We start from the raw sequence: 13,685 nt of genomic DNA on the forward strand, positions 1-13,685 counted from the left end.
GGGGAACTAAAAAGGGAATAAAGAGAATGCCGATATTGAACCGTGTGGCTGAAATGCAGGAAGACGTTGCCGGCTGGAGGCGTCACCTGCATGAGCACCCGGAACTGCTTTATGATGTCTTCGAAACGTCGAAATTCGTGGCGGAAAAACTGACGTCCTTCGGCTGCGACGTTGTCGAGACCGGTATCGGCAAGACCGGCGTGGTCGGCATCATCAAGGGCCGGCACGGGGATGGCCCGACCATCGGTTTCCGCTCCGATATGGATGCGCTGCCGATCCTCGAGACCAGCGGTAAGCCATGGGCTTCGAAGACGCCGGGCAAGGCTCATTCCTGCGGCCATGACGGGCACACCGCCATGCTTTTAGGCGCGGCGCAATATCTGGCGGAGACCCGCAATTTCAAGGGTTCCGTCGCGGTCATTTTCCAGCCGGCCGAAGAGGGCGGGGCAGGGGCGCTTGCCATGCTCAATGACGGCATGATGGAGAAATTCGGCATTTCGCAGGTCTATGGCATGCATAACGAGCCGGGCATCCCGGTCGGCCAATTCGCCATCCGCAAGGGCTCGACAATGGCGGCGGCGGATAGTTTCGAGATCGTCATCACCGGCAAGGGCAGCCATGCGGCCGCTCCGCATCTCTCCGTCGACCCGGTGCTGACCTCGGCCTATATCATCATCGCCCTGCAATCCATCGTCTCTCGCGAGACGGACCCGTTGAAGTCGCTGGTCGTCACCGTCGCCACCACCCATGGCGGCACGGCCTCCAACGTCATCCCCGGTTCCGTGACGCTGACGGGCACGGTGCGCACGCTTTTGCCGGAAACCCGCGATTTCGCCGAAAAGCGACTGAAGGAAGTCGCGACAGCCACCGCCATGGCGCATGGCGCGACGGCCGAGGTGAAATATGACCGCGGTTATCCCGTAACCTTCAACCACGCAGACGAAACCGAATTTGCGACCGGCGTGGCGATGGGCGTGGCCGGGGTCAATGCCGTCAACACCAATCCCAACCCGCATATGGGGGCGGAGGATTTCTCCTACATGCTGGAAGCGCGCCCCGGCGCCTTCATCTTCATCGGTAACGGCGATACCGCCGGCCTGCACAATGCGGCTTACGATTTCAACGATGATGCACTGCCTTATGGCATCAGCTACTGGGTTTCGATGGCCGAAACCGCACTTGCTGCATAAGACATCCGGCGGCCTTCATGGCCGCCTTCTGCTTTTCAGGAGAACGGCATGCTTTTGGCGGCAACTTCAATGGAACAGACCGGCGGTTCGGTAAGCCCGGTTCTGTCGGTTCAGAATCTCACCACCTCCTTCCGCGTTGATAGCGGCTGGAAATCCGTCGTCCGCAACATGAGTTTCGAGATCGCGCCGCGCGAGACGGTGGCGATCGTCGGTGAAAGCGGCTCGGGTAAAAGCGTCACGTCACTGTCCATCATGCGGCTGCTCGATAAAAAGACGAGCCGCATCGAAGGCAAGGTCATGCTCGGCGGGCGCGACCTGCTGGCGCTGCCGGAAGAGGAGATGCGCAAGGTTCGCGGCAAGGACATTTCGATGATCTTCCAGGAACCGATGACCAGCCTCAACCCAATCTTCCCGATCGGCAAACAGATTGCGGAAGCGCTGACCGTGCATCAGGATATCTCGTCATCCGCGGCGAGAGCCGAGGTTATCCGTCTTCTGGAAAAGGTCCGCATTCCCAATGCGGCGAACCGTTTCGACGATTATCCGCACCAGTTTTCCGGCGGCATGCGCCAGCGCGTGATGATCGCCATGGCGCTCGCCTCCAAACCGAAACTGCTGATCGCCGATGAGCCGACGACCGCGCTTGATGTGACCATTCAGGGCCAGATTCTCGACCTCATCAAGCAATTGCAGGAAGAGGAGGGCATGTCGGTCCTGTTCATCACCCATGATATGGGTGTGGTGGCGGAAGTGGCGGATCGTACCATTGTCATGTTCCGTGGCGATGTGGTGGAAACCGGCACGACCGCCGACATCTTCCATCGCGGCCACCATCCTTACACGCGCGCTCTGCTTTCGGCGGTGCCGAAATTGGGTTCGATGAGATCGCGAGTGCTGCCCGCCCGTTTTCCCATCATCGATATCAAGACCGGCGAGAGCCAGCCGGTGGTGGAGACGAAGGACACGGTGTCCGGCGGCAAGACGCCCATTCTTTCGGTCAGGGATCTGACGACGCGCTTCGATATCCGCTCCGGCCTGTTCGGCCGCAAATCCGGCGCCGTGCATGCGGTGGAGAAGGTCTCCTTTGATCTCGCAGAGGGTGAAACCCTATCTCTTGTCGGGGAATCGGGTTGCGGCAAGTCCACCACGGGCCGGTCGATCACCCGGCTGATCGAGCCGACATCGGGCAATGTCACGCTTGACGGTTACGAGGTGCTGAAACTCGACCGGACGACGTTGCGCACCATGCGCCGCAGCGTGCAGATGATCTTCCAGGACCCCTTCGCCTCGCTCGATCCGCGCATGAGCATCGGCACGGCAATCATGGAGCCCTTCATCGAGCACCGGCTCGGAGCCAAGCCGCAGGCGCGCGAAAAGGCGGCAGACCTGATGGAAAAGGTGGGCCTCAGCCCGGATATGATGAAGCGTTTCCCGCATGAATTTTCCGGTGGCCAACGCCAGCGCATCGCCATTGCCCGCTCGCTGATGCTCGATCCCAAGGTCATCGTTGCCGACGAGGCGGTGTCGGCGCTGGATGTCTCGATCAAGGCGCAGGTCTGCAACCTGCTGCTCGACCTGCAACAGAGCCTCAACCTCGCCTTCCTGTTCATCTCCCATGACATGGCGGTCGTCGAACGCGTCAGCCACCGGGTGGCAGTGATGTATCTCGGCGAGATCGTCGAGATCGGTCCGCGCGCCGCGGTGTTCGACAATCCGCAGCACCCCTATACGAAAAAACTCATGTCTGCCGTTCCGGTGCCGGACCCGGCGCGGCGGCAGATACGGCGCAATATGGCCACGGACGAGATCAAAAGCCCGATCCGCCCGGTGGATTATGTGCCGCCTGAGCGGCGTTACCGGGAGGTTTCGGCGGGGCATCTGGTGCAGGAAGCGGCTTGATTGAGCGCGTGCCGAATTGAGTGATCCGTAAGGGACCGAGCGGGCGCATCTTGGTTTCTTCTCCCCGCCGGGGAGAAGGTCGCGGCAGCGGGATGAGGGGGCGAGCGTCCCGAAATCCGGAGAGGGTGCCCCTCATTCCGACCCTTCGGGCCACCTTCTCCCCGGCGGGGAGAAGAAATATGCCGCACCGCTGCGACGAAGCTTTTCGTCCTACCGAACGTTCCCTTCCGCATCCCGCCGTTTGACAGCCGACGCAAAAAAATGCCAGCAAATGCGACAAGCATAATTCTCAGAGGGCGGCGGCATGGCCAGACGAAACGACGCACATGGACGGCTGGATGATGCGGCCCGCGCCGGCTGGCTTTATTATGTCGCCGGCCGCACGCAGGATGAGATTGCCGCTGCCATGAGTATTTCCCGGCAATCGGCACAGCGGCTGGTGTCGCTCGCCGTCGCGGAGCATCTCATCAAGATGCGGCTCGATCACCCCATTGCCGCCTGTCTCGAAAAGGCTGAGCGACTCAGGCAAAAATTTGACCTCAAATATATCGAGGTGGTGCCGAGCGATCCGGCCGGCGTTTCCTCCACCGTCGGTATCGCCGAGGCGGGCGCGGCGGAAATCGAGCGCTGGCTGAAAAATGCCGATCCCATCGTGCTCGCCATCGGCACCGGCCGTACCTTGAAGGCCGCCGTGGACCAGTTGCCGCCGATGGAGTGCCCGCAGCATCGCATCGTCTCACTCACCGGCAATATCGGGCCGGACGGTTCTGCCGCCTATTACAACGTCATCTTCAGCATGGCCGATGCCATCAAGGCGCGGCATTTCCCGATGCCGCTGCCAGTTCTGTGCTCGTCGGCGGAGGAGCGTGAATTGCTGCATGACCAGTCCATGGTGCGCTCCACGCTGGCGCTCGGCGCTGCCGCCAACGTCACCTTCGTTGGTGTCGGGGAACTCGGCGAAAATGCGCCGCTCTGCGTTGATGGTTTCCTCGGTGTCGATGAGATGAAGGCGCTGATGGCGAGCGGTGCGGTGGGTGAAATCTGCGGCTGGATATATGACGCCGAAGGTCGCATTCTCGAGCACTCCGTCAACGAGCGTGTCGCCTCCGTTCCCATCCCCTCACGGGATACCTGCACCGTCATCGGCATGGCGCAGGGCGCGCGCAAGAACGCCTCGATTCTGGCGGCGTTGAGGGGTGGCCTGTTGAACGGCCTCATCACCGACGAAGCGGCAGGCGAATATTTGCTCACACATTGAGCAAAAATTAAACACGCAAAATCAATGGCTTGGTTTTTCCCTGTGCGTCGCAGCACAGGATGTTGCTTGACATTTTTGCTCTCCGGGTGAGTAAATGCCCCAGAGCAAAGCGAATGCTCATCATTTTTCTTCTGGGAGGAAGATATGACATTGAAGACCATTTTGCTGGGCGCATGCTCGGCACTCGCCTTTACGACCCTTGCTTCCGCCGAGACGCTGACCATTGCAACCGTGAATAACGGCGACATGATCCGCATGCAGGGTCTGACCTCCGACTTCACGGCAAAGAACCCCGACATCAAGGTCGAATGGGTCACGCTCGAGGAAAACGTTCTCCGCGAGCGCGTGACGACCGATATCGCCACCAATGGCGGCCAATATGACATCATGACCATCGGCAATTACGAAGTGCCGATCTGGGCCAAGCAGGGCTGGCTGCTGCCGCTCGAAAAGCTCGGCGACAAATACGATGTGGATGACATTCTGCCGGCGATCCGTGGCGGTCTCTCCGCTGAGGGCAAGCTCTACGCGGCGCCTTTCTACGGCGAATCCGCCATGATCATGTATCGCAAGGACCTGTTTGAAAAAGCCGGCCTGAAGATGCCTGAAAAGCCGACCTGGGAATTCATCGGTGATGCGGCCCGCAAGATTACCGAGCGCAAGGCCGATATCAACGGCATGTGCCTGCGCGGCAAGGCCGGCTGGGGCGAGAACATGGCCTTCATCAGTGCGCTCACCAATTCCTTCGGTGGCCGCTGGTTCGATGAAAACTGGAAACCGCAGTTCGATCAGCCGGAATGGAAGAGCGCGCTGCAGTTCTACGTCGATCTGATGAAGGATGCCGGCCCGTCCGGTGCTTCCTCCAACGGCTTCAACGAAAACCTGACGCTGTTCCAGCAGGGCAAGTGCGGCATGTGGATCGACGCCACGGTCGCCGCTTCCTTCGTGTCCAACCCGAAGGATTCCACCGTTGCCGACAAGGTTGGTTATGCGCTCTTCCCGACGCATGGCGAGCTGAAGAACCACGGCAACTGGTTGTGGTCGTGGAACCTTGCGATCCCGAAAAGCTCGCAGAAGGCGGAAGCTGCGGAGAAATTCATCTCCTGGGCGACCAGCAAGGACTACACCACGCTCGTCGCTTCCAAGGAAGGCTGGGCAAACGTGCCTCCGGGCACCCGCACCTCGCTTTACAAGAATGCCGATTATGAAAAGGCAGCCGCCTTCGCCAAGCCGACGCTTGCCGCGATGGATGCCGCCGACATCACCAAGCCGACCGTAAAGCCTGTGCCTTATACCGGTGGACAGTTCGTGGCGATCCCTGAATTCCAGGCGCTAGGCACCACGGTTGGTCAGCTGTTCTCGGCGGTCGTTGCCGGCCAGTCCAGCGTTGACGATGCGCTTGCGGGCGCCCAGTCGACCGCGACGCGTGAAATGACGCGCGCCGGTTACATCAAGTAATCCTCCCGAAGATCGCTGTCCGGCCCCGAGTGCCGGGCAGCGAACTCTCAGGGTCGGAAGCCACTATTCGGCTTTAATGCCTTTCAAATCAAAACAAGAATGAGCCGGTTCTTCCGGATATGCCGGGCGCATGTCGTGACGCCTCGGCCCAAGGGGAGGTGAGTGCAATGGCAACACGAAACACGAGCGGCCTTGCGCGGGTCATGCTTGCGCCTTCGGTTCTGCTGCTTCTGGTGTGGATGATCGTGCCTTTGGCGATGACCCTGTGGTTTTCGTTCCAGAACTACAATCTCCTGAACCCTGCCAATGTCAGCTTTGCCGGCCTGTTCAATTACCAGTATTTCTACACCGACCCGGCCTTCTTCCAGTCGATCTGGAACACGCTGCTGATCGTCGGCGGCGTGCTGTTGATCACCGTTATCGGTGGCATCGCCATTGCGCTTCTGCTCGACAATGACATTTTCGGCCAGGGCATCGTGCGCATCATGATCATCTCGCCCTTCTTCGTCATGCCGCCTGTCGCGGCGCTGGTGTGGAAGAACATGATCATGCATCCCGGTTACGGCGTGCTTGCCGATCTCTCCCGCTTCTTCGGTTTCCAGCCGGTTGACTGGTTCGCCCAGTTTCCGCTGCTCTCCATCATCATCATCGTCGCCTGGCAATGGCTGCCCTTTGCGACACTGATCCTCTTGACCGCCCTGCAGTCGCTCGATGGCGAGCAGAAGGAAGCGGCCGAGATGGATGGCGCCAATTTCGTCAACCGCTTCATCTATCTGACCCTGCCGCATCTTGCCCGCGCCATCACCGTCGTCATTCTCATCCAGACGATCTTCCTGCTCGGCGTCTACGCGGAAATCCTCGTCACCACCAATGGCGGGCCGGGTTATGCCTCGACCAACCTTGCCTTCCTCATCTATCGCACCGCGCTTCTCGGTTACGACGTCGGCGGCGCATCGGCCGGTGGCATCATCGCCGTCGTGCTCGCCAATATCGTCGCCATCTTCCTGATGCGCGCCGTCGGCAAGAACCTCGACCGTTAAGGAGAACCGATCATGGCCCGCAAGACAACCACACGCGCAAAGATCGGCTTTTCCATCGCGGCATGGGCGGTGGCGCTTTTGCTGTTCTTCCCGATCCTTTACGCCTTCCTCACCTCACTCAAGACCGAGCCGGAGGCGATCGCCGGCTTCAGCCTTCTTCCATCGGGCACGCTTGAGAATTATGTGACGGTCCAGACCCAGCGCGATTACTTCAAGCCGTTCATGAACTCGGTTGTGCTGTCGCTCGGCTCGACGATCATCGCGCTGATCATCGCCATTCCCGCCGCCTGGGCCATGGCCTTCTCGCCGACCAAGCGCACCAAGGACATCCTGATGTGGATGCTCTCCACCAAGATGATGCCCGCCGTCGCCGTTCTTGTGCCGATCTACCTGATATTCCGCAATGCCGGCCTGCTCGATACCCGTATTGGCCTCACCGTCATGCTCACCTTCATCAACCTGCCGATCGTGGTGTGGATGCTCTACACCTACTTCCGGGAAATCCCCGGCGAGATTCTGGAGGCAGCCCGCATGGATGGCGCATCCTTGTGGAACGAGATCGTCCATGTACTGACGCCAATGGCGGTTCCGGGCATTGCCTCGACGCTGCTTTTGAACGTCATCCTCGCCTGGAACGAATCCTTCTGGACTATCCGGCTGACGACCACCAATGCCGCGCCGCTGACCGCCTTCATCGCCTCCTTCTCAAGCCCGCAGGGGCTGTTCTGGGCAAAACTTTCGGCCGCCTCGATGATGGCGATCGCCCCCATTCTCGTCATCGGCTGGTTCTCGCAGAAACAACTCGTGCGTGGCCTGACCTTTGGCGCCGTGAAATAAGGAACGACAAACATGGGCAGCATTTCCCTTCAGAACGTGTCCAAGCTCTTCGGTGAGGCGAAAGTCATCCCGTCGATCGATCTCGATATCAACGACGGCGAGTTCGTCGTCTTCGTCGGTCCCTCCGGCTGCGGCAAGTCCACGCTGCTGCGGCTGATTGCCGGGCTGGAGGACGTCTCCGGCGGCAAGATCGTCATCGACGGCAATGACGCCACCGAAAAGGCCCCGGCCGAGCGTGGCCTTGCCATGGTGTTCCAGTCCTATGCGCTTTATCCGCATATGAGTGTCAGGAACAACATCGCCTTCCCGCTGAAGATGGCCAAGCTCGACAAGGCGGTGATCGATAAAAAGGTCGAGGATGCCGCCCGGGTGCTGAACCTCACCGATTATCTCGAACGCCGGCCCTCGCAGCTCTCTGGCGGCCAGCGCCAGCGTGTCGCCATCGGCCGCGCCATCGTGCGCGAACCGAAAGCCTTTCTGTTCGATGAGCCGCTCTCCAACCTCGATGCGGCCTTGCGCGGCACCATGCGGCTGGAAATCTCCGAACTGCACAACACGCTGAAGACGACGATGATCTACGTCACCCACGATCAGGTCGAGGCCATGACCATGGCCGACAAGATCGTGGTCCTCAACCGCGGCAATATCGAGCAGGTCGGTTCGCCAATGGAGCTTTACCGCACCCCCGCCAATCTCTTCGTCGCCGGCTTCATCGGCTCACCGCGCATGAACCTGGTGACCGGCGACTTCGCCCGCAGCAAGAACGCTACCACCGCCGGCGTGCGGCCCGAGCATCTGGTGCTGTCGAAGGAGAGCGGCCTGTGGCAGGGCAAGGTCACGGTTGCCGAACATCTCGGCTCCGATACCTTCCTGCACCTCGAGGTATCAGGCATCGGCCCGATCACCGCCAGAACCGATGGCGAGTTCGAATGCAAACACGGCGATACCGTCTTCATCACCCCAGATGACAGCAAAATCCACAGGTTCGATGACAAGGGGTTGGCGATCTAGGAGGTGGCAACTCCGAAAGCTCTGCTGCCTGGCTGCCTTCTGGCGGCGGGCGGTGCTCCGACAGGCCGATTGCCCGGCAACAGGGCGATCGGCACGACCAACGTTTCCCCTTCAAGGATCGTGACATGACATGCAAACTCTCCCTCGCAACGCTTGCAGAAGCCAGAAAGACGGCGGCGGTTCCGGCCTATTCCCGCGCCGATCTGTCCGCCGGCATCGTGCATTTCGGCGTTGGCAATTTCCACCGCGCCCATCAGGCGGTCTATCTGGATGACCTGTTCAACACCGGTGCGGACCATGACTTCGCCATCATCGGTGCCGGTGTCCTTCCCTCCGATGCCACGATGCGCGAAAAGCTTGCTGCACAGGATTTTCTGACCACTGTCGTGGAGCAGGACAATAACCGCACCGGCGCGCGCGTTACCGGGCCGATGATCGACATATTGCCGGTCGGTGATATCAAGGCCACTATCGACACGCTTGCCGATCCGAAAATCCGCATCGTCTCGATGACGATTACCGAAGGCGGTTATTTCATCGATGCCTCCGGTTCCTTCAATCCGCAGCATCCGGCCATTGCCGAAGACGGCAAGAACCCGTCCGCGCCGAAAACCGTGTTCGGCTTCATCGTTGCAGGGCTGAAGGCGCGGCGTGACAGGGGCCTGCAGCCCTTCACCGTCATGTCCTGCGACAACATCCCCCATAATGGCAAGGTCACCAAAAACGCTGTGGTTGGGCTGGCAGCACTCTCCGATCCGGCCTTCGCCAACTGGATTAGCGAAAACGTGGCCTTCCCGAATTCCATGGTTGACCGTATCACCCCCGCTACCGGCGAGCGCGAACGCAATATCGCCCGCGACGATTTCGGCACTGAGGACAATTGGCCGGTCTTCTGCGAAGAGTTCAAGCAATGGGTGATGGAAGATAATTTCCCCGCCGGTCGCCCGGCGCTGGAGAAGGCGGGCGTGCAGTTCGTGCAGGATGTCGCGCCTTATGAGCACATGAAAATCCGCATCCTCAATGGCGGCCATGCGGCAATCGCCTATCCGGCGGCACTGCTCGACATCCACTTTGTCCATGAGGCGATGGAGCATCCGCTGATCCGGGCGTTTCTCGCAAAGCTGGAAAAGGACGAAATCATCCCGGTCATTCCGCCGGTGCCTGATACCAATCTCAACGACTATTTCGCGCTGATCGAGCGGCGTTTCCTGAACCCGAAGATTGGGGACACCATTCCGCGCCTGGCGCAGGATGGCTCCAACCGCCAGCCGAAATTCATCCTGCCTTCCACTGCTGACCGGCTGTCGCGCGGCGAGGATATCATCGGCCTTTCGCTGGTTTCGGCGCTGTGGTGCCGTTATTTCTACGGCACGTCGGACAGCGGCAAAGAGATCACCTTCAACGATGCCAGCGCCGAGCGCCTGCAGGCGGCGGCCATCAAGGCCAAGGACGATCCGATGGCCTTCCTCGCGCTAGACGATATTTTCGGGGCAGTTGCCGAATCGGCGCTTTTCCGTAAACGCTTCGCCCATGCATTGAAGACGCTGTGGCAAGAAGGCACTGCGAAGACCTTGCAGCTTTATCTGGATGACAAGCTGGCTGAAAAGTGACCATGAGATGGAAGACGAGACCGGGCCTCTGCTGATTTTCGACTGCGACGGCGTTCTCGTCGATAGCGAGCCGGTTTCGATTGCGGTGCTTCTCGACATGCTCTCCCATCTCGGCGTGACGATGGGAGAGGAGGAAGCCTATGAGCGCTTTCTCGGCCGCAGCGTCGCCAGCATGACGGCGACTTTGTTCGAGGATTATGGTGTCGAAACCGACATCGATTTTCTCGACCATATGCGGGCGACGCTGTTCGAGCGCTTCCGCACCGAGTTGAAGCCGATCGACGGTATTGCCGAGACGCTGGACCGGCTTCTGCCGCTGAAACGCTGTGTCGCGTCATCCAGCCAGCCGGAGCGCATCCGTTATTCGCTGGGGCTGACGAGCCTGATCGACAAATTTGAACCACATGTCTTTAGCGCCACCATGGTGAAGAACGGCAAGCCGGCCCCCGATCTCTTCCTGCATGCGGCGCGCGCCATGGGCGTCGAGCCGCGTCACTGTATCGTGATCGAGGACAGCCCGGCCGGCATTGCCGCCGCAAAGGCGGCGGGCATGGGCGTTTTTGCCTTCACCGGCGGGTCGCACGCGCGCTTTCCCGCATTCCGTGAAAAGATCGCCGGTCTCGCGGCAGACGCCGTGTTTGACGCCATGCCGGATTTGGTCCAACTTGTCGGCAGCTATGTGGGGAGGGGCGGTTTTGACGGCCAGGTGGAACGTGACGCAGGTTGAACCTGATCTTGCCCGTCGCCGCCAGGTCGTTGCGCCAGGGATGGAATTGCAGTCTTGATGCGTCAAAATCTCGTCGCTGTCGATGTCGGTACGGCGAGCGCCCGGGCCGGGATTTTCGATCCGGCTGGCCGGCTGCTCGCGCGCTCCACCCATCCCATCCTCATGCAGCGGCCGCGTGAAAACCACGCCGAGCACGATTCCACCGACATCTGGAATGCCGTCTGCATTGCCGTGAAGGCGGCCCTTGCCGATGCCGGCGTCCTGCCGCAAAGCATTGCCGCCATTGGCTTCGATGCCACCTGCTCACTCGTCATCCGCGATGGAGAGGGTGAGCCGGTTTCGGTTTCCACGACCGGTGAAGACCGCTTCGATACCATCGTCTGGCTCGACCACCGCGCCATCAGCGAGGCCGACCGGCTGACGGCATCGGGCCATCGGGTGCTCGATTTCGCCGGCAACAGCGTCTCGCCGGAAATGCAGATGCCGAAGCTGATGTGGCTGAAGGCGCATATGCCGGAGAGCTGGGAGCGCATGTCCTTCGCCTTCGATCTTGCGGATTTCCTCACCTGGAAGGCGACCGGCTCGGCACAGCGCTCCAATTGCACGCAGACGGCGAAATGGAACTTCCTGGCGCAGGAAAATCCCGGCTGGCAGGCGGATTATCTGGCGTTTGCCGGACTTGCCGACCTGAAGGAACGGGCAGGCCTGCCCGAAACCACAGTCATGCCGGGGTGTGCCATCGGCCCGCTTTCGCCGGAGGCTGCTGCCGAACTCGGTCTCGACACCGGCTGCCAGGTGGCGGCGGGCATGATCGATGCCTATGCCGGCACGCTCGGTGCCCTGGGCGGATGCCTTGCCGAGGATGTCGGCAAACATGTTGCGCTGATAGCCGGCACGTCGAGCTGCCTTGTCGCCATGTCCGCGCAGCCGATGCCGGGCCGCAGCCTGTGGGGCCCCTATTGGCAGGCGGTGCTGCCCGGCCACTGGCTGGTGGAAGGCGGGCAATCGGCCACCGGCGCGTTGCTCGATCATATCGTGCGCATGCATGCGGCGGGTGGCGAGCCGGATACGGCTTTGCATGCCCGCATCGTTGCGCGCGTCACCGAGTTGCGCGAACTGGAGGGTGAGGCCTTTGCGGACCGGCTGCATGTTCTGCCGGATTTCCACGGCAACCGTTCACCGCTTGCCGATCCGCATGCGGTCGGCGTCATCAGCGGGCTGACGCTCGATACTTCCTTCGACAGCCTCTGCCGTCTTTATTGGCGTACCGCGGTCGCGATCGCGCTCGGCGCACGCCATGTGCTCGATGCCATGGAGCGTTTCGGTTATGCGGTGGAAACGCTGCATGTTACCGGCGGGCATGTGAAGAACCCGCTATTGATGGAGCTTTACGCCGATGTGACGTGCAAACGTATCGTGGTTCCCGCCACCGCTGACGCGGTGCTGCTCGGCACGGCGATGACGGCGGCGACGGCCGGCGGCGTGCATGCGAGCCTCGCGGCGGCAGGGGCCGCCATGTATCCGGGCAATGCGGAAATCTCGGGCAATCCGGCGCTGACGGCGCATTACGAGCGGGATTATCGCCGTTTCCTCGCCATGTACCGGCATCGCCAGGAACTGGAAAGTCTTTGATTTATCAGGATGGAACGACGGCTGACGGGTGCCGCTCGATCCATATCGACGCTGCTACACGCCTTGCCGGTCAGCTGCGCAGTGAGCGCTTCAGGGCTGCGAGGTTTTTTGCCCGGGCCCTGCCGGCGTCGTCCGCCCCGGCGCTCAGCGCGCAGAGGGTGAATTCCAGCAGGGAGACCAGTTGCAGCAGGCCCTGGCCGCTATTCTGGCTCTGCGGCATGGCAAGACAGAGATCGACGCTTTCCGGTCCCCATTCGTAAAAACGGGTGGTGATCAAAAGTGTCCTGTAGCCGCCCTTGCGGGCCATGGCCGACAGGCGCTGCAGGGGCAGGAGGTCGCCGCCGCAATCCATGATGACGAGCAGGGTGCGCGCGGGATCGAAATCCCACAGGGCGACATAGGCCGCATTGTCGCTGCCGAGGTAATGAATATGGCTCCGGCACTCCAGCAGCCGCCCGTAAAAATGCCTGCTGGCATCGAGGCCTTCCGGAGAGGTCGCCAGAAAGACATCGCCCGCGGCGGTGATCTCGTTCATGGCAAGACGCCAGATCGTCTGGGTGGTCATGTCGAAGGCGGTCTGGATGGCTTGGATCTGCTGCGACAGAAGCTGTGAGAACGGGTTGGAGTGCCGTTCGCCACCTTCGGTCGGCATGGGCTCGTCTGCGCCGACGGTTTCTTCCGCGTGGCGCAGGTCGGCACGGATATCGCTGAATTGCCGGTATCCCAGAGAACGCAGGAACCGGCCGACCGTCATCGGGCTGAGGCTGAGCTTGGCGGCCAGCGTCTGTGCCGTTTCGAACGGCAACTCATCCAGATGCTCGATCAGATATTTGGCAATCTTGCGCTCTGAAGGGGTGCCTGCCTTCATGGCGCGCGTAAGATTCAACAACAGCTTTTCCACCAACGCCTCGTTTATTTTATAGTTATTGAACGATGATGCATTCGCGCGCCCGTGAAAGCGTGCGAACCGCGATTTGACGGTGGGGGCGAGCTTTCCCGGCCATGTCCTCCACCGGACCGGAA

Annotated in this window: 11 protein-coding genes; 10 read left to right on the plus strand and 1 reads right to left on the minus strand. The window is 60.8% G+C overall.

Annotated elements, in window-relative coordinates; translation table 11 throughout:
* Positions 1–26 precede the first annotated feature (26 nt).
* From CFBP5499_RS23655 to CFBP5499_RS23700, 10 genes are all read left to right on the plus strand, one after another.
* Positions 27–1,190 carry a M20 aminoacylase family protein gene (locus CFBP5499_RS23655; RefSeq protein WP_080827857.1) on the plus strand — a complete coding sequence of 388 codons (1,164 nt, stop codon included), beginning with the start codon at positions 27–29 and terminating at the stop codon, positions 1,188–1,190.
* A gap of 48 nt (positions 1,191–1,238) precedes the next feature.
* Complete coding sequence (locus CFBP5499_RS23660) at positions 1,239–3,089, plus strand: ABC transporter ATP-binding protein (RefSeq protein ID WP_080827856.1); 1,851 nt, start codon at positions 1,239–1,241, stop codon at positions 3,087–3,089.
* A gap of 304 nt (positions 3,090–3,393) precedes the next feature.
* Complete coding sequence (locus CFBP5499_RS23665; RefSeq protein ID WP_080827855.1) at positions 3,394–4,347, plus strand: sugar-binding transcriptional regulator; 954 nt, start codon at positions 3,394–3,396, stop codon at positions 4,345–4,347.
* Positions 4,348–4,491: 144 nt separating this feature from the next.
* Positions 4,492–5,805: an ABC transporter substrate-binding protein gene (locus CFBP5499_RS23670; protein WP_080827854.1), complete on the plus strand. Its 1,314-nt coding sequence runs from the start codon at positions 4,492–4,494 to the stop codon at positions 5,803–5,805.
* A 167-nt stretch (positions 5,806–5,972) separates the two neighbouring features.
* Positions 5,973–6,845 carry a carbohydrate ABC transporter permease gene (locus CFBP5499_RS23675; protein WP_080827853.1) on the plus strand — a complete coding sequence of 291 codons (873 nt, stop codon included), beginning with the start codon at positions 5,973–5,975 and terminating at the stop codon, positions 6,843–6,845.
* 12 nt (positions 6,846–6,857) lie between these two features.
* Entirely contained in the window at positions 6,858–7,682 is an 825-nt protein-coding gene (locus CFBP5499_RS23680) for a carbohydrate ABC transporter permease (RefSeq protein ID WP_080827852.1), read from the plus strand.
* A gap of 12 nt (positions 7,683–7,694) precedes the next feature.
* Positions 7,695–8,693, plus strand: a complete 999-nt coding sequence (locus CFBP5499_RS23685; protein WP_080827851.1) for an ABC transporter ATP-binding protein — start codon at positions 7,695–7,697, stop codon at positions 8,691–8,693.
* Positions 8,694–8,818: 125 nt separating this feature from the next.
* Positions 8,819–10,303, plus strand: coding sequence for a mannitol dehydrogenase family protein (locus CFBP5499_RS23690; RefSeq protein ID WP_080827850.1), 1,485 nt, complete (start codon positions 8,819–8,821; stop codon positions 10,301–10,303).
* Positions 10,304–10,310: 7 nt separating this feature from the next.
* Entirely contained in the window at positions 10,311–11,030 is a 720-nt protein-coding gene (locus CFBP5499_RS23695) for an HAD family hydrolase (protein WP_080827849.1), read from the plus strand.
* 57 nt (positions 11,031–11,087) lie between these two features.
* Complete coding sequence (locus CFBP5499_RS23700; protein WP_175416868.1) at positions 11,088–12,662, plus strand: FGGY-family carbohydrate kinase; 1,575 nt, start codon at positions 11,088–11,090, stop codon at positions 12,660–12,662.
* A 70-nt stretch (positions 12,663–12,732) separates the two neighbouring features.
* On the opposite strand, the gene CFBP5499_RS23705 is transcribed toward CFBP5499_RS23700, so the two are convergent.
* The gene (locus CFBP5499_RS23705; RefSeq protein ID WP_080827847.1) at positions 12,733–13,566 is read right to left on the minus strand and encodes a MurR/RpiR family transcriptional regulator; all 834 of its coding nucleotides are present in this window, start codon (positions 13,564–13,566) and stop codon (positions 12,733–12,735) included.
* Positions 13,567–13,685 lie beyond the last annotated feature (119 nt).

The organism is Agrobacterium tumefaciens (genome assembly GCF_005221325.1).
Taxonomy (GTDB): Bacteria; Pseudomonadota; Alphaproteobacteria; order Rhizobiales; family Rhizobiaceae; genus Agrobacterium.

Coding starts and splice junctions, on each gene's coding strand:
- CFBP5499_RS23655 (WP_080827857.1), top strand. CDS start 27: ATGCCGATATTGAACCGTGTGGCTGAAATGCAGGAAGACGTTGCCGGC.
- CFBP5499_RS23660 (WP_080827856.1), top strand. CDS start 1,239: ATGCTTTTGGCGGCAACTTCAATGGAACAGACCGGCGGTTCGGTAAGC.
- CFBP5499_RS23665 (WP_080827855.1), top strand. CDS start 3,394: ATGGCCAGACGAAACGACGCACATGGACGGCTGGATGATGCGGCCCGC.
- CFBP5499_RS23670 (WP_080827854.1), top strand. CDS start 4,492: ATGACATTGAAGACCATTTTGCTGGGCGCATGCTCGGCACTCGCCTTT.
- CFBP5499_RS23675 (WP_080827853.1), top strand. CDS start 5,973: ATGGCAACACGAAACACGAGCGGCCTTGCGCGGGTCATGCTTGCGCCT.
- CFBP5499_RS23680 (WP_080827852.1), top strand. CDS start 6,858: ATGGCCCGCAAGACAACCACACGCGCAAAGATCGGCTTTTCCATCGCG.
- CFBP5499_RS23685 (WP_080827851.1), top strand. CDS start 7,695: ATGGGCAGCATTTCCCTTCAGAACGTGTCCAAGCTCTTCGGTGAGGCG.
- CFBP5499_RS23690 (WP_080827850.1), top strand. CDS start 8,819: ATGACATGCAAACTCTCCCTCGCAACGCTTGCAGAAGCCAGAAAGACG.
- CFBP5499_RS23695 (WP_080827849.1), top strand. CDS start 10,311: ATGGAAGACGAGACCGGGCCTCTGCTGATTTTCGACTGCGACGGCGTT.
- CFBP5499_RS23700 (WP_175416868.1), top strand. CDS start 11,088: ATGCGTCAAAATCTCGTCGCTGTCGATGTCGGTACGGCGAGCGCCCGG.